At 60.9% G+C, this 18,430-nt stretch carries 19 protein-coding genes; 11 read left to right on the plus strand and 8 right to left on the minus strand.

What is annotated here, in order from left to right:
- Positions 1-200: 200 nt before the first annotated feature.
- Positions 201-2,069, plus strand: a complete 1,869-nt coding sequence (locus AC244Q_RS15670) for an ATP-binding protein (protein ID WP_128405945.1) — start codon at positions 201-203, stop codon at positions 2,067-2,069.
- 4 nt (positions 2,070-2,073) lie between these two features.
- Positions 2,074-3,420, plus strand: coding sequence for a sigma-54-dependent transcriptional regulator (locus tag AC244Q_RS15675; RefSeq protein ID WP_128405946.1), 1,347 nt, complete (start codon positions 2,074-2,076; stop codon positions 3,418-3,420).
- A 31-nt stretch (positions 3,421-3,451) separates the two neighbouring features.
- Here AC244Q_RS15675 and AC244Q_RS15680 read toward each other — a convergent pair whose 3' ends face one another.
- The gene (locus AC244Q_RS15680; protein ID WP_003541645.1) at positions 3,452-3,919 is read right to left on the minus strand and encodes an Lrp/AsnC family transcriptional regulator; all 468 of its coding nucleotides are present in this window, start codon (positions 3,917-3,919) and stop codon (positions 3,452-3,454) included.
- Positions 3,920-4,149: 230 nt separating this feature from the next.
- Here AC244Q_RS15680 and trxB point away from each other — a divergent pair, with 230 nt between their 5' ends.
- The 6 genes from trxB (at position 4,150) to AC244Q_RS15710 (ending at position 10,080) form a co-directional block, all read left to right on the plus strand.
- Positions 4,150-5,124: a thioredoxin-disulfide reductase gene (gene trxB / locus AC244Q_RS15685; RefSeq protein WP_029873321.1), complete on the plus strand. Its 975-nt coding sequence runs from the start codon at positions 4,150-4,152 to the stop codon at positions 5,122-5,124.
- 22 nt (positions 5,125-5,146) lie between these two features.
- Positions 5,147-6,043 carry a LysR family transcriptional regulator VtlR gene (locus AC244Q_RS15690; RefSeq protein WP_003561253.1) on the plus strand — a complete coding sequence of 299 codons (897 nt, stop codon included), beginning with the start codon at positions 5,147-5,149 and terminating at the stop codon, positions 6,041-6,043.
- Positions 6,044-6,596: 553 nt separating this feature from the next.
- Complete coding sequence (locus AC244Q_RS15695) at positions 6,597-6,890, plus strand: ArsR/SmtB family transcription factor (protein WP_033180208.1); 294 nt, start codon at positions 6,597-6,599, stop codon at positions 6,888-6,890.
- 1 nt (position 6,891) lies between these two features.
- A complete protein-coding gene (locus AC244Q_RS15700) occupies positions 6,892-8,058 on the plus strand; it encodes an MFS transporter (protein ID WP_128405947.1) in 1,167 nt (388 codons plus the stop codon).
- Positions 8,059-8,083: 25 nt separating this feature from the next.
- On the plus strand, positions 8,084-9,208 hold the full coding sequence (locus AC244Q_RS15705; protein WP_128405948.1) for an alkene reductase: 1,125 nt from the start codon (positions 8,084-8,086) through the stop codon (positions 9,206-9,208).
- A 71-nt stretch (positions 9,209-9,279) separates the two neighbouring features.
- Positions 9,280-10,080: an aminoglycoside phosphotransferase family protein gene (locus AC244Q_RS15710; RefSeq protein ID WP_113545274.1), complete on the plus strand. Its 801-nt coding sequence runs from the start codon at positions 9,280-9,282 to the stop codon at positions 10,078-10,080.
- Here the strand turns inward: AC244Q_RS15710 and AC244Q_RS15715 are convergent.
- On the minus strand, positions 10,077-11,099 hold the full coding sequence (locus tag AC244Q_RS15715; protein WP_128405949.1) for an NAD(P)H-binding protein: 1,023 nt from the start codon (positions 11,097-11,099) through the stop codon (positions 10,077-10,079). The two genes, AC244Q_RS15710 and AC244Q_RS15715, sit on opposite strands and share 4 nt — an antisense overlap.
- A 94-nt stretch (positions 11,100-11,193) precedes the next feature.
- Between AC244Q_RS15715 and AC244Q_RS15720 the strand changes: the two genes are divergently transcribed.
- Both AC244Q_RS15720 and AC244Q_RS15725 read left to right on the plus strand, forming a co-directional pair.
- Positions 11,194-12,093 (plus strand): LysR family transcriptional regulator, encoded by a 900-nt coding sequence (locus AC244Q_RS15720; protein WP_128405950.1) that lies wholly within the window; start codon positions 11,194-11,196, stop codon positions 12,091-12,093.
- A 108-nt stretch (positions 12,094-12,201) separates the two neighbouring features.
- Positions 12,202-12,717: a GrpB family protein gene (locus AC244Q_RS15725; RefSeq protein WP_128405951.1), complete on the plus strand. Its 516-nt coding sequence runs from the start codon at positions 12,202-12,204 to the stop codon at positions 12,715-12,717.
- Here the strand turns inward: AC244Q_RS15725 and AC244Q_RS15730 are convergent.
- Positions 12,714-13,001 (minus strand): DUF2188 domain-containing protein, encoded by a 288-nt coding sequence (locus tag AC244Q_RS15730; RefSeq protein ID WP_012758413.1) that lies wholly within the window; start codon positions 12,999-13,001, stop codon positions 12,714-12,716. The genes AC244Q_RS15725 and AC244Q_RS15730 overlap by 4 nt on opposite strands.
- 231 nt (positions 13,002-13,232) lie before the next feature.
- On the opposite strand from AC244Q_RS15730, the gene AC244Q_RS15735 reads away from it, so the two are divergent.
- Positions 13,233-14,330 carry a calcium:cation antiporter gene (locus tag AC244Q_RS15735; protein ID WP_012758414.1) on the plus strand — a complete coding sequence of 366 codons (1,098 nt, stop codon included), beginning with the start codon at positions 13,233-13,235 and terminating at the stop codon, positions 14,328-14,330.
- Between the two features lie 104 nt (positions 14,331-14,434).
- Here AC244Q_RS15735 and AC244Q_RS15740 read toward each other — a convergent pair whose 3' ends face one another.
- The 5 genes from AC244Q_RS15740 to AC244Q_RS15760 all read right to left on the minus strand — a co-directional run bounded on the left by AC244Q_RS15740 (position 14,435) and on the right by AC244Q_RS15760 (position 18,389).
- The gene (locus tag AC244Q_RS15740) at positions 14,435-15,304 is read right to left on the minus strand and encodes a hypothetical protein (RefSeq protein WP_017994791.1); all 870 of its coding nucleotides are present in this window, start codon (positions 15,302-15,304) and stop codon (positions 14,435-14,437) included.
- 46 nt (positions 15,305-15,350) lie between these two features.
- On the minus strand, positions 15,351-16,253 hold the full coding sequence (locus AC244Q_RS15745) for a glycosyltransferase family 8 protein (RefSeq protein WP_017994792.1): 903 nt from the start codon (positions 16,251-16,253) through the stop codon (positions 15,351-15,353).
- A 182-nt stretch (positions 16,254-16,435) separates the two neighbouring features.
- Positions 16,436-16,822 carry a type II toxin-antitoxin system VapC family toxin gene (locus tag AC244Q_RS15750; RefSeq protein ID WP_026157432.1) on the minus strand — a complete coding sequence of 129 codons (387 nt, stop codon included), beginning with the start codon at positions 16,820-16,822 and terminating at the stop codon, positions 16,436-16,438.
- Positions 16,823-16,824: 2 nt separating this feature from the next.
- The gene (locus AC244Q_RS15755; protein ID WP_011652922.1) at positions 16,825-17,085 is read right to left on the minus strand and encodes a type II toxin-antitoxin system Phd/YefM family antitoxin; all 261 of its coding nucleotides are present in this window, start codon (positions 17,083-17,085) and stop codon (positions 16,825-16,827) included.
- 101 nt (positions 17,086-17,186) lie between these two features.
- Positions 17,187-18,389, minus strand: a complete 1,203-nt coding sequence (locus AC244Q_RS15760; protein WP_017994794.1) for a pyridoxal phosphate-dependent aminotransferase — start codon at positions 18,387-18,389, stop codon at positions 17,187-17,189.
- Positions 18,390-18,430 lie beyond the last annotated feature (41 nt).

Raw genomic sequence — 18,430 nt, forward strand, 5'->3', positions numbered from 1 at the left:
GAACGAACTCCGGCCTCCCGAGCCGTTCGCTTCAAGTCCAACAGCTCAGCCGTTGTTGCCACCTCCTTCGCAATCGGCGTGCCAGTTTTACGCCACCCTCCAACATCTTGAATTTATTGAGGAAAAATTTAAAGAACTGCTGATAACTAATTAAGCAATGCGGAAATCCGCACAAATCCATTTGCGTTTCGTGCAGAAAAATGCACAAATCCGCCATGTCCGTGTCGCAGAAATTGTGGCCTTCCCTACCCGTGCAACACCGCATCCGCCGGATGTGGTGGGCCTATGCCGTGATCGCCCTCGTCGCTGTCGCCGCAAGCCTGTGGGCTAGCGGCGAGATCGGCCGGCACCGGGCGGAGGCTGCCCTCGAGGAGCAGGCCCGCATGGATGCGAGGCTGAATGCGGCTTTGCTGCGCACGGTTCTCGAAAAATACCGGGCGCTTCCCTTCGTGCTGTCACAGGATACCGCGCTCGCCGCGGCGCTGGCGGGAAACGATGCCGGCGCGTTCGAGCGGCTCAGTCAGAAGCTGGAAAATTTGGCGGCGGGCACCAAGGCTGCCGTCATCTATGTCATCGACAAGGACGGCATGGCGGTTTCGGCCAGCAACTGGCGCGAACCGACGAGCTTCGTCGGCAACGACTACCGATTCCGGGAGTACTTTCAGGGGGCGGTCGAACGAGGACGGGCCGAGCACTTCGCGCTCGGCACGGTCAGCAAGAAACCGGGTCTCTATATCTCCCAGCGGATTTCGGGCAGCGATGGCTTGCTGGGTGTCGTTGTAGTCAAGGTCGAATTCGACGACGTCGAGGCGGATTGGAACGCCTCGGGGACCCCATCCTACGTCGTTGACGAGCGCGGCATTGTCCTCATCACCAGTCTTCCGTCATGGCGGTTCATGACGATCGGCCGGATCGCCGAAGACCGGCTGACGGCGATCCGCGAAAGCCTTCAATTCGGCGCTGCGCCACTTCAACCCCTGCCTCTCGACATGGTTCGAAACCTCGGCGAAGGGCTCGATGTCGTCGAGATCGTCATGCCCGGCGATGCCGGGAAAACCAGGTTTCTCGATGTCGCAACGTCGGTGCCGGCGACCGGATGGCATTTGCAGCATCTCGTGGCGCTGGGGCCGTCCGTCGATGCGGGGATTCGCGAAGCCCGCATGCTGGCCTTGCTCATGCTCTTGCCACTGCTGGCCGGAGCAGCCTTCCTGTTGCGCCGTCGCCATGTGATCACCCAGCGCATCTCCCGCGAACAGCAAGCTCGAGAGGAACTGGAACGGCGTGTGAGCGAGCGCACACTGGATCTCAGCCAGGCGCGGGATCGGCTGCAGGCTGAAATCATCGGCCACAAGAGCACGGAGCAGAAGCTGCAGGCCGTACAACAGGATCTGGTGCAGGCCAACCGGCTGGCTATCCTGGGTCAAGTGGCCGCCGGTGTCGCCCATGAGATCAACCAGCCGGTGGCAACCATTCGTGCCTATGCGGATAACGCCCGCACCTTCCTCGAGCGCGGCCAGACGACGCCTGCCGGCGAAAATCTCGAGAGCATTGCGGCGCTGACGGAGCGCATAGGTTCGATCACCGAGGAGCTGAAGACCTTTGCCCGCAAAGGCCGAGGCAGCGCCGAACCAACCGGACTGAAAGACGTCATCGAGGGGGCGGTGATGCTGTTGCGCAGCCGGTTTGCCGGGCGGATGGATACGCTCGACATCGACCTGCCGCCCGACGAACTGCAGGTGATGGGAAACCGGATTCGTCTCGAGCAGGTGCTCATCAACCTGCTTCAGAACGCCCTGGAGGCGGTGGCGCCGAAGGCCGGAGAGGGGCGCGTCGAGATCAGAACATCAACCGATGCAGGGATGGTAACGGTGACGGTCGCCGACAACGGCCCCGGTATTCCGCCTGATATTCGCAAAGGCTTGTTCACGCCGTTCAATACCTCGAAGGAAAGCGGTCTCGGCCTCGGCTTGGTCATCTCCAAGGATATCGTCGGCGACTATGGTGGCCGGATGGAGGTTGCAAGCGACAGCGACGGAACCCGGTTCATCGTTCAGTTGAGGAAGGCTTGAGGTCATGGACACACTTATGCCCGTTGCGCTGATCGACGACGACAAAGATCTGCGCCGCGCCACCGCGCAGACGCTCGAACTCGCCGGATTCTCCGTTTCCGCCTATGATGGTGCGAAAGCCGCGCTGGCGGATCTGTCGGCGGACTTTGCCGGCCCCGTCGTCACCGATATCCGCATGCCGGAGATCGACGGACTGCAGCTCTTCGCCACGCTGCAAGGCATGGATGTCGACCTACCGGTGATCCTGATGACCGGCCATGGCGATATTCCCATGGCCGTTCAGGCGATCCAGGACGGCGCCTATGATTTCATCGCCAAGCCCTTCGCAGCCGATCGGCTCGTGCAGAGCGTGCGTCGCGCAAGCGAGAAGCGGCGGCTTGTTCTGGAAAACCGCATGCTGCGGAAGGCAGCCGAAGATGCGCAGGAGAATTTGCCGCTGATCGGCCAGACGCCTGTCATGGAAAACCTCAGAAACATTCTTCGCCACATCGCCGATACCGATGTGGACGTGCTCGTCGCCGGCGAAACGGGCAGCGGCAAGGAAGTGGTTGCCCAGATCCTGCATCAATGGAGCCACCGTCGGAAGGGCAATTTCGTGGCGCTGAACTGTGGCGCCCTGCCCGAAACCGTCATCGAAAGTGAGCTGTTCGGCCACGAGGCCGGCGCCTTTACCGGCGCTCAGAAGCGCCGCACGGGCCGCATCGAACACGCAAGCGGCGGCACGCTTTTCCTCGACGAAATCGAAAGCATGCCGGCCGCCACGCAGGTGAAGATGCTGAGGGTACTGGAGATGCGAGAGATCACGCCGCTCGGCACCAATGAGGTGCGCCCCGTCGATCTTCGCGTCGTCGCGGCTGCGAAGATCGACCTCGGGGATCCCTCGGTGCGCGGCGATTTTCGCGAGGATCTCTATTACAGGCTGAATGTCGTGACGATCTCCATTCCGCCGCTGAGAGAACGTCGCGACGATATTCCGCTGCTGTTTTCCCACTTCGCCGCTCGCGCCGCGGAGCGCTTCCGTCGCGATGTCCCGCCGCTTTCACCCGACGTGCGGCGGCATCTCGCCTCGCACACATGGCCGGGCAATGTCCGCGAGCTCTCGCATTATGCCGAACGCGTGGTGCTTGGGGTGGAAGGCTGCGGAGCGGCAGCGGTCCCTCCGCAGCCAACGGATGCGACGCTTCCCGAACGGCTGGAACGCTACGAGGCGGAGATCATTCGCGACGCGCTGTCGGCCAATGACGGCGACGTCCGCCGCACCATCGAGGCGCTCGGCATTCCGAGAAAGACGTTTTATGACAAACTTCAGCGCCACGGCATCAACCGGGGCGGCTATATCTCGCGCAAGTAGTTGGCGATGACGGTCTATCTGCCGAGTGGCTTTAGACTTCCACCAGTCCCAGCTTCTTCACCTGCCGGATCGTCAGCATGGTGCGCACGGTATCGACATGTTCGTTCGCCGTCAGCACCTCGATAACGAAATCCTGGAAGCGGGTGAGATTCTCCGCCACGCAATGCAGCAGGAAATCGCTGTCGCCGGAAACCATCCAGGCCTGGCGCACCAGCGGCCATTCGGCGGTGGCAGCGGCGAAGGCTTTGAGATTTCCCTCCGACTGGTGCTTGAGGCCGACCATGCAGAAAGCGACGAGGTCGAAGCCGAGCTTCGGGCTGTTCAGCATCGCGTGGTAGCCCTCGATGATACCGGCTTCCTCGAGCTTGCGCACCCGGCGCAGGCAAGGCGGCGCCGAGATGCCGACGCGATCGGCAAGCTCCACATTGGTCATGCGGCCGTCGGCCTGCAGCTCCCGGAGGATCTTTATGTCGATGACGTCGAGTTCCGCACGACCCACATCATTGCCTTTCTTTAATTCTCCGCGGGGAGCTTCTATATAAAGCCGCGGAATACGCAAGAAAGTTTCACGCCGCTAACGGATTCTTGCACATCCGGGCGATTTGCCTTGTTGGTAACGCAAGGCTGCCCTTGAATAAAAGCATTGGACGTTCATAAATGGCGCAGGGACGCGAAACGGCCGCAATCGCTATTTAGCCGCCGCCCTCCTGCCAGTCGAAAGGAAATGACATGCCCGCCCGCCATACGAAGGTGCTCATCATCGGTTCCGGACCTGCGGGCTATACCGCCGCGGTCTATGCCGCGCGCGCCATGCTGAAACCGGTTTTGATCGCCGGTCTCGAACAGGGCGGCCAGTTGATGATCACCACCGATGTCGAGAACTATCCGGGCTTTGCCGATCCAATCCAGGGTCCCTGGTTGATGGAACAGATGCTGCAGCAGGCAAAACACGTCGGCGCCGAGATCGTCAACGACCTCGTGACCGAAGTCGACATGAATCAGCGTCCTTTCGTCGCCCGCACCGACAGCGGCCAGGTCTGGACCGCCGATACGCTGATCATCGCCACCGGCGCCAAGGCCAAGTGGCTCGGCATCGAGAGCGAGCAGCATTTCCAGGGCTTCGGCGTTTCGGCCTGCGCCACCTGCGACGGTTTCTTCTATCGCAACAAGGATGTGATCGTGGTTGGCGGCGGCAACAGCGCCGTCGAAGAGGCGCTCTATCTCTCCAACATCGCCAAGTCGGTCACATTAGTGCACCGCCGCGACTTCTTCCGAGCCGAGAAGATCCTGCAGGAGCGTCTTTTCTCCAAGGACAATGTCAAGGTTCTGTGGAATACCGAAGTGGCCGAAATAACAGGCACTCCGGCCAAGCCGCCGATGCCGCAATCCGTATCCGGCGCGCGCCTGCGCGACGTCAGAACCGGCACGATCACCGACATGGTGATCGATGGCGTCTTCGTCGCCATCGGCCATGCGCCGGCAACCGAGCTCTTCAAAGACAAGCTGAAGCTGAAGGACAATGGTTATCTCTGGACCGCGCCGGATTCGACTGCAACCAGCCTGGACGGCGTCTATGCCGCGGGCGACGTGACGGATGACACGTTCCGCCAGGCGATCACTGCCGCCGGCCTGGGGTGCATGGCAGCGCTTGAAGCCGAGCGATATCTGACGGGCCACATGCCCGTCGCCGTGGCCGCGGAGTAAGATCGGCATGAGGGGTGGGGGAATGCCATTGGATTGGGACAAGCTGCGTATTTTTCACGCAGCTGCCGAGGCGGGTTCGTTCACGCATGCGGCGGATAAACTGCATCTGTCCCAATCCGCCATCAGCCGCCAGGTCAGCGCGCTGGAGCACGATGTCGGCACCAAGCTGTTTCACCGCCATGCGCGCGGCCTGATTCTGACGGAACAGGGCGAGCTGCTTTACCGCACCGCCCATGACGTGCTGCTGAAGCTCGAAACCGTGAAGATGCAGCTTACCGAAACGACGGAAACCCCGTCTGGCAAACTGCGCGTCACCACGACGGTCGGTCTCGGCCAGGGCTGGCTGACCGACAAGATCCAGGAATTCCTGCAGCTTTATCCCGATGTGCAGATCCAGCTGATCCTCGACAATGAGGAAGTGGATGTGAACATGCGTCATGCCGACTGCGCGATCCGCCTGCGCCAGCCGCAACAGTCCGACCTCATCCAGCGCAAACTCTTCACCGTGCACATGCATGTCTATGCGGCCCCGTCCTACATCAACCGCCACGGCGAGCCGCAGAAGGTCGAGGATCTCGACAATCACCGCATCATCACTTTCGGTGAGCCGGCGCCGAGTTACCTGCTCGATGTCAACTGGCTTGAGGTCGCCGGCCGCTCGTCCGACAACAAGCGTATTCCGCATCTGCAGATCAACAGCCAGACCTCGATCAAGCGCGCCGCCCTGCTCGGCATCGGCGTCGCCTGCCTGCCGGATTACATCGTCGGCCGCGACCCCGGCCTGATTCAGCTGGCGATCAATGCCGACGTACCCTCCTTCGACACCTATTTCTGCTATCCCGACGAGATCAAGAACGCCGCCAAGCTGAAAGCCTTCCGCGATTTCATCGTCAGCAAGGCCAGAAACTGGAACTTTTAAGCCTGGTTTTATTGATGAATTGCCGACTATGCAGAACACGCATGACTGGCATGCACAAATGAGGGTTGCCGTTTGCCCATTAAACCACCATATCGCACATAGCTGATGCACATGGTGGCTTTTCCTCCCAGTTCCACCGCATTAGCTGTTCCCCTCTGGAGGTTTTTGACCTTCACACTTATAAGGGCCCTGGTTTTCCAGTGGCCCTCTTTTTTTCCCCTTGCTCCCTCGATAAATGCCGCACCGCAAAAAAATTGTGCGACGCATAGCAGACATGCACAAAAAAGCATTGAAACCTGCTCAAGGAAGCACCATATCTCTCTCAGCTGATGCATCTTGTGGTTTCTCTCCCAGTACCACCGCATTAGCTGTTCCCCTCTGGAGGTTTTTGACCTTCACAATTACAAGGGCCCTGGTTTTCCGGTGGCCCTCTTTTTTTGCCTAAAATTTGCGCACTCACTAAACACCGCAGCCTCACGCCTCCGTGATTTGCATATCGAAGGCTGACGATCGATATATCGGTCAGACACGATTTATAGTTCGGCGAACGACGATGGACAAAGACGAAATTATTAAGGCGCTCGCCCATCCCGCCCGGATGGACATTCTCAACTGGCTGAAAAATCCCGAGGAGCATTTCCCCTCGCAGGAGCATCCTTTCGAAATGGGCGTCTGCGCCAGCCAGTTCGAGCGCTGCGGCCTGTCGCAGTCGACTGTCTCGGCCCATCTCGGCACGCTGCATCGCGCCGGCCTCGTCACCACCAAACGCGTCGGCCAGTGGATCTTTTACAAGCGCAACGAGGAAACCATCGCCGCCTTCCTCAAGCAACTGACGCAGGATCTTTAGAATGCCCCTCGCCCTCCTCGTTCTTGCCTTGAGCTCATTTGCGATAGGCACCACTGAATTCGTCATCATGGGTCTGTTGCCGGAGGTCGCCGCCGATCTCTCGGTCAGCATCCCGCAGGCCGGATGGCTGGTGACCGGTTATGCCCTGGCGGTCGCGATCGGCGCCCCTGTGATGGCGATTTCGACCGCGAAGTTGAAGCGCCGTACCGCCCTGATTGCGCTGATGGCCTTCTTCATCGCCGGCAACCTGCTGTGCGCTCTGGCGAGCGACTACTGGGTGCTGATGATCGCCCGTGTCGTGACAGCACTCTGCCACGGCGCCTTCTTCGGCATCGGCTCGGTGGTCGCCGCCGGCCTCGTCGCCGAAGACCGCAAGGCCCGAGCCGTCGCGCTGATGTTCACTGGCCTGACGCTCGCCAACGTTCTCGGCGTGCCGCTCGGCACCGCGATCGGTCAGGCCTATGGCTGGCGCGCCACCTTCGGCGTCGTCACCGTCATCGGTATCTTCACCATATCAGGCCTGATCGCCATCCTGCCAAGGGACAAGCAGCAAGAAAACGGCAGCATCCTGCGCGAGATTGCGGCACTCAGGAATGGCGGTCTGTGGCTAGCACTCTCCACCACCGTCTTCTTCGCCGCCTCTATGTTCACCCTCTTCACCTATATCGCGCCGCTGCTGCGCGACGTCACCGGCGTTTCGCCGAAAGGCGTCACCTGGACGCTGTTCCTGATCGGCCTCGGGCTGACCATCGGCAACCTCGTCGGCGGCAAGCTTGCCGATTGGCGGCTCGGCGCGACGCTAGCCGGGGTCTTTGCCGCGATCGCCATCACTTCGATCGCCTTCAGCTATACGAGCCGCTTCTTCATCCCGGCTGAAATCACCCTCTTCCTCTGGGCACTAGCGAGCTTTGCCGCCGTACCGGCGCTGCAAGTCGGCGTCGTCGGCTTCGGCAAGGACGCCCCGAACCTCGTCTCGACGATCAACATCGGCGCCTTCAACACCGGCAATGCGCTCGGCGCCTGGGTGGGTGGCTTGGTCATCGACGCCGGCTTCGATCTGACCCGCGTTCCGCTCGCCGCGGCCTTGATGGCCCTGATCGGCCTCGGGGCGACGGCGCTCACCTATCTCTCCGCCAGGGGCCGGGCTGCCCTCGCCCCTGCCGAGTGATCCTCCCGCAAAAGAAAGGACCATCATGGCCAAGCTTTTCGAACCCACGAAAGTCGGCGACATATCCGTCAAGAACCGCATCGTCATGGCGCCACTCACCCGTAACCGCTCGCCGGGCGCAATCCCCAACGACCTCAACGTCGAATATTACCGCCAGCGCGCCACATCAGGCCTGATCATCACCGAAGCAACCGCGATCACCCATCAGGGCCAGGGTTATGCTAACGTGCCTGGTCTCTACAGCAAAGAGGCTCTCGACGGCTGGAAGCGCGTGACCGACGCCGTTCACGCAGCCGGCGGCAAGATCGTCGTCCAGATGTGGCATGTCGGCCGTATCTCGCACACGACGCTGCAGCCGAACGACGGCAAGCCGGTTTCCTCGACCAACCGCATCGCCAAGGCCAAGACCTATCTGGTCAATGCCGACGGCACCGGCAGCTTTGCCGACACCTCCGAGCCGCGCGCGCTCGAAACCGCCGAAATCCCCGCCATCATCGAGGATTACCGCAAGGCTGCCCGGGCGGCGATCGACGCCGGCTTCGACGGTGTCGAGATCCACGGCGCCAACGGCTATCTGCTCGACCAGTTCATCCGCGACGGTATCAACGACCGCACAGACCAATATGGCGGCTCGATCGAAAATCGTACCCGTCTGACCTTCGAAGTCGTCGATGCCGTGGTCAAGGAAATCGGCGCCGGCCGCACTGCAATCCGCATCTCGCCGGTGACGCCATCAGGCGAAAGCTACGATTCCAATCCGCAAGCGACCTTCGCAAATGTCGTCGAAGGACTGGCCAAATACGATCTCGCCTATATCCATGTCATCGAAGGCCAGACCGGCGGCGACCGCGACTACAAGCAGGGCGACAATCCCGCCTTCGATTACAAAGCGCTGCGCCAGACCTATGAAAAGGCCGGCGGTAAGGCCGACTGGATGGTCAACAACGGCTACGATCGCAATCTGGCGATCGACGCCGTCGAAAGCGGTCGCGCCGATCTCGTCGCCTTCGGCAAGCCCTTCATCGCCAATCCCGATCTCGTCGAGCGCCTGGTACACAATCTGCCGCTCAACACGCCCGACCAGTCGACCTTCTATGGCGGCACCGGCAAGGGCTATATCGACTATCCCATTCTCGAAAAGGTCGCCTGACCTTCACGCGAACGCAAATCCCGCCGAAAGGCGGGATTTCCATCTTCGACGCGTTTTTGTAGGGTGCCGCCATGTTTGCTCCCTATCTTGATCGCTGGTCGCTGATATCAGACGGCGAGCCCATCATCACCCATTCCAGCCGCCTGCTGCCGGTCCTCTGGCAGGACAGACCTGCCATGCTGAAAGTGGCGGCCGATATCGACGAACGATACGGCGCGCTTCTGATGCAGTGGTGGGACGGTGACGGCGCAGCCTATGTCTATGCCCATGAAGGCGATGCCGTGCTGCTCGAAAGGGCGACGGGAAAACGCTCGCTGCTTGCCATGGCGATGAACGGCGCGGACGATGAGGCAAGCCGCATCCTCTGCCGCACCGCGGCCCGGCTGCATGCGCCGCGAGAAAAACCGCTTCCCGATCCCATCTCCCTTACCCGTTGGTTCCGTGATCTGGAGCCGGCAGCAGGCAAGCATGGCGGCACGCTTGCCGATTGCTCGGCGATAGCCAACGTCCTCCTTGCCGATCAGCGTGATCTCACCATCCTCCACGGCGACATCCACCACGACAATATCCTCGATTTCGAGGCGCGCGGCTGGCTGGCGATCGATCCCAAGCGGCTCCACGGCGAGCGAGGCTTCGATTTCGCCAATATCTTCGCCAACGAGGAACTGCCCACCATCACCGATCCCGCCCGTTTCCGCCGCCAGCTCGCCGTCGTCTCGGCGGAGGCGAAGCTGGAGCCGAAGCGGCTTTTGCAATGGATCGCCGCCTATTCTGGCCTTTCCGCTGCCTGGTTCCTCGGCGATCCGAACATTCAGCAGGCCGAGACGGCGTTGACGGTCGCCCGGATCGCCCTGGCCGAACTTCAGACCTAACCCGCGCTCTCAGGCAACTGCCTGATCAAGGCAGCGGTCGTCTCGCGATGCAGTTCGGGCAGGCAGCCAAGCGCCACGAGCGAGGCCCGAACCGCCTCGTCGATCGGTGTCTGCGGTTCCCTGCCGAGTTCAGCCGTAAGCCTGGCGTTCCGCATCCGCAGCGGCACCTTCCAGAGATAGCGCATCTCCTTGATCTCCCGCATCACAGGAACGAAAGGAGCGGCAAACGGCACGATCCACCAGGGAAAGCCACCGATCTTCGCCTTGCCGCCGGCAATGCGCTTGATCGCTTCGGCCATCTGCATGCCATCCGCATCCCAGAAGCCCTCCATGTGATAGACGGCGAAGTCCGGCAGCAGATCGGCCCGCTCGATGAGCTGGGCGATGGTTTCCGCCATGTCTGGCAGGTAGGTCCATTGATGACCGACACCGCGCCGACCTGGGTTCCTGATCGTGCCGACCGGCTTGCCTGGGGTCACGAGGCCAGACGAAAACCAGCTATTGGCCGTCGTGCCTGGGCCGAAGAAATCCCCCGCCCTGACAATGATGACGCCGGCACGGGACTGTGACGCCGCCTTCAGCCGCTTCTCCATTTCGACCCGGATCGCCCCCTTCTTCGTTACCGGATGCTGCGGGCTTTCTTCCGTCGGCGCCGGCAGGGCGTCGGGACCGAAATTATAGACGTTGCCCGGCAGCACGATGCGCACGCCGACAGCGCGAGCAGCCGCGATGGTATTGTCGAGCATCGGCAGCACCAGTGTTTCCCAGTCGCGGTAGCCGGGCGGATTGACGGCATGGACGATCAGGCTGACGCCTTCGGCCGCCCTCAGGACGTCACCGGCATTCATCGCATCGCCCTGCACCCATTCGAACGCCGGCTCGCTCCTCGACGCCTTGGCGACGTCACGGTTGAGCGCCCGGATGCTCCAGCCGCGCGCAAGCAGCTTGCGGGCAACCGCGCTGCCGATACCGCCGGTCGCGCCGAGAACGAGGGCGGTCGTCTTCATTTCGCTGCTCATGATAATCATCTCCTTCGATCGGATGAGAGGATCATGCCATCAGAATGGCATAAACGAAATTGACGAAAGAAATGTATCTATTATACAAAAATATATGAGCGTGGAACCGAGCTGGGATTTCTACCGCAGTTTTCTGACCGTGCTTCAGCAGGGGTCGCTTTCGGCCGCCGCCCGCGAACTGGGGCTGACGCAGCCGACCATAGGCCGCCATGTCGATGCACTGGAACTGGCGATCGGCGCCGAACTCTTCACCCGCTCACCGAACGGCCTGCTGCCGACCGACGCCGCACTGGCGCTGAAGCCCTATGCCGAGACGCTGGCTGCAACCGCGGCCGCGCTTTTGCGTACCGCATCCGGCCAGCGCGAGCACGTGGCAGGAACGGTCAGGGTCAGCGCCAGCGAGGTCATCGCCGTCGAAGTGCTGCCGGCGATTCTCGGACCGCTACAGGAGACCTATCCCGAACTGCAGATCGAGCTCTCGGCATCCGATATGATCGAGGACCTGATGAATCGCGAGGCCGATATTGCCGTGCGCATGGCCGAACCGCAGCAGGCTGCACTCGTCGTGCGCCGCATCGGCGATATCCCCCTCGGCTTTCATGCTCATCGCCGCTATCTCGAACGACACGGCATTCCGCAAACCCTGGCTGACCTCACAAACCACCGGCTCATCGGCTTCGACCGGCAGACGGCCTATGTGCGCATGGCGATGAAACGCTATGCAGTGCCTGACATCAAATTCTCTTACCGGACCGACAGCAATCTTGCCCAACTCTCGGCGATCCGCGCCGGCGTCGGCATCGGTCTCTGCCAGATCGGACTTGCCCGGGGGAACCCTGACCTGGTGCACGTCCTGCCCGATGCCTTCGCCATTCCGCTCGGCACGTGGGTGGCGATGCATGAGAGCTTGAAGACTTCGCCGCGCTGCCGCGCCACTTTCGACGCGCTGGTCAAGGGCCTGCAGGACTATCATCGACATTCGACCAGTGCGTGACCGCGAAAATCGAAATCGATTTTCGGAAAGAATCATGCGCATACTACAGAATAGCGGAGCGTTCTGAGCGCATCCTATCGGACGGGCGGCGCTCGAGCGGGACGGGAAATGAGAATACACAATCCGGTTGAACTCGTACCCAACGATCCGCAATGGCCGCAATCCTTCCGACGAATCCGCAACAGGTTGCTGGCCTTGCTGCCGCAGGCGCTTTTCATCGATCACATCGGCAGCACATCCATACCGGGCATGATCGCCAAGCCGCTCATCGATATCGACATCGTTCTTCCCGGCCTCGAGCACATCGAGGACGCCACAGGCGTGCTTCTGGCCGAAGGCTACGAGCCACGCGGCAATCGCTATGACGACGAGGTCTGGGCGTTTCTATCGAAAGGTTCGGTGCCGGCAGAACGGGTCTACCTTTGCCCTTCCGGCAACGGCACGCATCGAAACAGGCTGGCTTTCCGGGATTATCTCATCGCACATCCACTGGCGGCGGCCGATTATGCCGCTCTCAAACGCAGACTGGCGGCCGAATTCCGGATGGACGGCGACGGCTATACTGCGCATAAGCGCGAATTCGTCGATGCGATCGTCGCACGGGCAGTGGCGGGAGATAGTTAGCTGCCGATGCCTTGCGAGGCCTCGGCCGGGCGATCCTTCCACTGGCCGTCCACCACCTCGGTTTCCGGCCTGTCGCCGCCTTCGGCATATTCCTCATGCCACTTGCCGTTCTCGTCCTGCCAACTGATCTCGGCGGAATCGCCGCCGACCTGCTGTTCGGCCGCGACGATGCGCGCAGCTTCAAGCGCGTCGGCATGGGTCGGGAATGCCTCGGAATAGACACCTCCCAGCCTGTAGGCCCAGCCGCCGTCATGCGGCACGACTTCGTAGACCACCTTGATCATGCATCCGTCTCCTCATCTTCTTGTTGCGCATTCGCACGCTTCCGGAAAAGATCCGGATCATCGCGGCCGCTTGACGAGAATTCGAGGACGCCGCGATCTGCTTTCCGGCCCCGATGAGGTTCAGTATTCCATTAAACGCCGAAGACTGCAAATGGCACTCGACCAGCACTTGCTTGATAGGCGAAATCAGTGACTTAGATAGAACGCATGAATCGGGACAGGAGCTAAGGCTTGAGGATCGCGTCACGCTTTAAAGAGGAAAAGTTTCTGGTCGCCGCACTTGTCGTTGCAGCGATCGCCTATCTCTTGGAACACGCGGTGATCGGGATGGGGCGCGGCGTCGCGCTGATTGCCGCCGCTGGCCTGGTCGGCACGATCGTGCTCGCCTCGATCCGCGTTGCCCATCATGCCGAGCTGATCGCCGTCAAGGTCGGCGATCCCTATGGCACGATGATCCTGACGCTCTCGGCCGTCGCCGTCGAAGTCATCATCCTCGCCATCATGATGAGCGGCGAAAGCTCGCCGACGCTGGTGCGCGACACGATCTATTCGGCCTTGATGCTGGATATCAACGGCATTCTCGGCCTGGCCGCCCTGCTCGGCGGTCTCAAGCACGGCGAACAGCCCTATAACGACAATTCCGGCAAGACCTATGGCGTGATGATCCTCACCGCCATGGGCATTTCGATGATCGTGCCGGAATTCGTGCCCAGCGACAAATGGCACTATTATTCCGCCTTCACCATCGTCGCAATGATCGCGCTTTATGGCCTCTTTCTGCGCATGCAGGTCGGCCAGCACAGCTATTTCTTCAGTTACAGCTATCCGCGCTCCGAACGGAAGAAAGAAAGTCCGGACGAGCATGGCCCCGACGAGTCGGCCGCGATCTCGATCGCCACCATTCTCGTCGGCGTCGTCATCATCGGCCTGCTCGCAGAGTTCATGGCCGCCTTCATGACCGAAGGCCTGCGCGACAGCGGTGCGCCGATCCCCGTCACCGCCGTGGTCGTCGCAGCGATTTCGGCCGCCCCCGAAATCCTGACCGCGTTGAGGGCGGCACTCAGGAACCGCATGCAGGCGACGGTCAATATCGCCATGGGCGCCTCGCTGTCGACGGTCATCCTGACGGTGCCCGTCATGGAGGTGATCGCGCTCTATACCGGCCAGCCCTTCATCATGGCGATGACCCCGGTACAGACGGTGATGGTGGCTATCACGCTGATTGCCGCGGCGATCAACCTCAACGACGGCGAGACCAACGCCATCGAGGGCATGACGCATTTCATCCTCTTCGCCACCTTCGTCATGCTGACCGCGCTGGGGCTTTGAAGGCTTCGTCTTCCCGACAGGGGACGGAGAGCAGTTATCCGCACGCGTAACGTCAACTCACAGAGCAGCCTGACAGCCCACCTTTTGAGGAGAGCTTTCGACAGTCATTCCTTCGACTTTTCGAGGAAACGCTGCTTGCGGGTTTTCGGCTTGAAGCGCCGGAAGAAACCCTCGATGGCGCGGATGGATTTGGTGACGGACATGAGCCTGTCGATCTGGCTATTTGCGTTGTGGAGCCGCTCCGACAGGACTTCGGCCGCCGTCATCGCGATCTCGATTGGCGGCACCTGTGGAAACCGTCTGGCAATTGCCGCATAGGGGCTGGCATCCACGCCGCCCATCATCGAGATCGTGCCCATCCGTGCAAAGAGACGCAGGAAGATCTGCTCGAACGTCCAGTCGTGCACGTCGAAGACCTTCCACTTCTCGCTCCTCTTCGCCGAAAAACCGGCAAGCAGGACCTTGCCCGGCAGTTGCAACTCGGCGAGCCACAGCGCTACCGCAAAACCACTCGTCGCGATCTTGCCCACCGGATAGAGATCGACGAGCATTTTCGTCAGATCAAGGTGACGGGTTTCAGCGCCTTCGAAGCGGCCCTCCTCGCTGAAGTTTTCCTCCGGAGAGACTCGAATGTTGACGACGCCCAAAAAATCGTCGCCGGCAAAAAAGCGTAGGACTTCCGCCGCCTCGCGCCGGTGGACGATATTGGCGCCCATCACGCCGCTGCGGGCAAACAGCACCGCATGGCCGGCGAAGGGCTCGTCGAGCACCTTATAGACATTGTTGAAGAAGACGTAGAGCGCCGTCTCCGGCAATTCGCTTCGCAGCCGTTTGAAATCGACGGCCTCGCTGTTGGCCACCAGCACAATGTGGGAATAGTGCGACAACAGCGCTTTCCACGCCTCCGGCGTCGGAGAATTGAAGCCGCTATCCGAGGCGGCCATGGTCTGCGTGTCGCTGGGGATTGCTTCCATATCGGCTCACATGCACTTTCCAAGGACGATGCGCTCTGCCGCCCGACTAGCTGTTGCTGAAATAAGCGCGTGTTCGTGCCAGCCGCGCCAGCCCGCCGATCCGCTTTCCCAAATGCGAAAGGAACCCCGCCATCCGGCCCGTCATCGACGGCTGCCTGCAGAAGGAAGCCCACGGCGTATTGGCGAGATCCTCGACATAACGCTTGGCCATCCGGCGATGCACCCACGGCACAGTCGCCTGCCACGGTTTTTTCCGGCCGGTGAAATGGATGATCGCCGGCTGGCCGACGAAAGGCAGGAGGCCGGTCTGCGTGTTCCAGCGCGGGTCGAGCACCAGCCAGTCGCCATCGAAAGTGACGTTCAGCGCATCCTGGTCGTTATTCTCGAAAAGATACGACCGCTCCTCGAAAATCTCCCGTGTCCTGGCAAAAAGCCCCCTCGCCCGGCAGGCTGACCAGTCGAACAGCAGCACGCCGGCATTGAAATAACGACCACCCTCGCGCATGCCGATCTTCCGCTGCCGTGCACCGGCCTTCTCGGGAAAGGCCATGACATAATCGTCTATGGCGGCAAGCGCCTTGCCCTGCAAATCCATGGCGAAGAGGTCGTCGACCGGCGCAACCGCAAGCACATCGGCATCGAGATAGAGCAGCCGCTCGACATGATCGGGAATGTACAGATCCATGTAGAGCCGCGCCAGCGTCGCGCCCGACCAGCGGCCCCGCGCCTGCAGCGTATCCGGCGTATTGTAGGGCAGCACCTTGATTGTCATGCCGTGCAGGCGCGCGAAATTTCCGACCTCGGCGATCTCGTTCGGCTTGAGGTCGATGCCGAGAAGCAGAAATTCCACCGCAGGACCTGAGAGATTGCGCTTGACGGAAAGCAGGGTGCAGCAGGCGGCCGGCAGCATGTTGACATCCGAACAGACGATGACGGCACTCTGCTGCAAAATCCCGGCCTCCCGAAGCGGCAACTTAGACTTAATGCCGGATATCTAGTTGGTTTGATGCCAACCCGCAACCGCAGATCACCCGCCGGACCGTCACTCTGCGTCACGTTTTGAATCGGAATTCAACGACTTGCGAGGCAAAGCGGATTCAGATGAGGAGCATATTGAATCGGAACGTGAACTTAGAGCCGCAGCGCCAATGGATGATCGACGAGCAGTCGGTCGACTGTCGCAAGCTGCAGTCCCTCGACCTTGCACTGAGCGAGCAGCAAGCGATCGAAGGGATCGCGCGTCTCCGGCTCGGGGTCGGCGGCGGTGATGACGTGCGCGATACCGATGGGCAGGATCGTCAGCCCCGTGCCCTGCAGGTAGGCTGGAATAACGTCCAGGGTTAGTCCCGGCTGCAACTTGCCAAGTCGTGTCTTGATCGCGATTTCCCAAAGGCTCGCGACGCTGACGAAACCTTTGGTCGTAGCGTGCAAAAGCACGCGTTGGACATCAGGAAAACGGTCGGTCAACTTTCGTTGGACGATTGCGATGATCATATGCGTGTCGAGTAGCACACGCATGATCACGGCAGCGGTTTGAGAAGAAAATCTTCCGGCAAAGGATCGTCGAAGTCGTCGGCGATATACATCTCCGTCCGCGTGATACCCTTGGAACGAAGATAGGCTTCGCCGGCCTCCAGGTTCAAACCGCCGCGTTTTTGATGCGGCACGAGATCGAACACCGGCCGACCGTTGCGTGTCACGACAATGGTTTCACCTTCCTCGACCTCACGAGCGAGTTCGGTCAGGCGGTTCTTCGCATCACGGATCGAAACGGTCTTCATGAAGGCAAATGTAGCTACATGCAGCTACATCGTCAACGTCGCCGCAAAGAAAAAGGCCCGCCGTCGCCAGCAGGCCTTCGATTGGTGTTTTTAAAAACCGCTTACCTGCAGGCGCCGCAGAAGCGCTGGATGCGGCGGCAGGCCTCCTCGAGCAGCTCTTCCGAAGTCGCGTAGGAGATGCGGAAGTTCGGGCCGAGACCGAAGGCCGAACCGTGAACGACGGCGACGCCTTCCGTTTCCAGAAGCTCGGAAACGAAATCCTCGTCCGTCTCGATCACCTTGCCCGACGGAGCCGTCTTGCCGATCAGGCCGGCGCAGGACGGATAGACATAGAAGGCGCCTTCCGGTACCGGGCAGACAATGCCCTTGGCCTGGTTCAGCATCGAAACGACGAGATCGCGACGGCCTTCGAAGATCTTCTTGTTCGCAGGGATGAAGTCCTGCGTGCCGTTCAGCGCCTCGACGGCCGCCCACTGGGCGATCGACGTCGCACCCGAGGTCTGCTGACCCTGGATCATGTCCATGGCCTTGATGAGCTGGATCGGACCGGCCGCATAGCCGATGCGCCAGCCGGTCATCGCATAGGCCTTGGAGACGCCGTTCATCGTCAGCGTGCGGTCGTAGAGCTTCGGCTCGACTTCCACGGGCGTGACGAACTTGAAGTCGCCATAGGTCAGGTGCTCGTACATGTCGTCGGTCAGCACCCAGACCTGCGGATGCTTCATCAGCACATCCGTCAGCGCCTTCAGTTCGTCCTGCGTATAGGCTGCCCCCGTCGGGTTGGACGGCGAGTTGAAGATGAACCACTTGGTCTTCGGCGTGATCGCCTTTTCGAGATCGGCGGCCTGGAGCTTGAAGTTGTGCTCCTGGGTGGCCGAAACGAAAACCGGTGTGCCGCCGCATAGCGCCACCATCTCAGGATAGGAAACCCAGTAAGGCGCCGGGATGACGACTTCGTCGCCGGGGTTCAGCGTCGCCATGAAGGCGTTGAAAAGGATCTGCTTGCCACCGGTGCCGACGATCGTCTGCTCCCAGGAATAGTCGAGGCCGTTCTCGCGCTTGAACTTGGCGGCGATGGCCTTGCGCAGTTCCGGGATACCGGAAACCGGCGTGTACTTCGTCTCGCCGCGGTTGATCGCGTCGATGGCGGCCGTCTTGATATTATCGGGCGTATCGAAATCCGGTTCACCCGCGCCAAGGCCGATGACGTCACGTCCTTTTGCTTTCAGCTCGCGCGCTTTCTGAGAGACGGCGATGGTGGCTGAAGGCTTCACACGGGAAAGAGCATCGGCAAGGAAAGCCATGATAACGGTCCTAATGGTTGAAACGGGCAGAAAGCCGGGAC

It is taken from the genome of Rhizobium sp. CB2179, assembly GCF_057653455.1.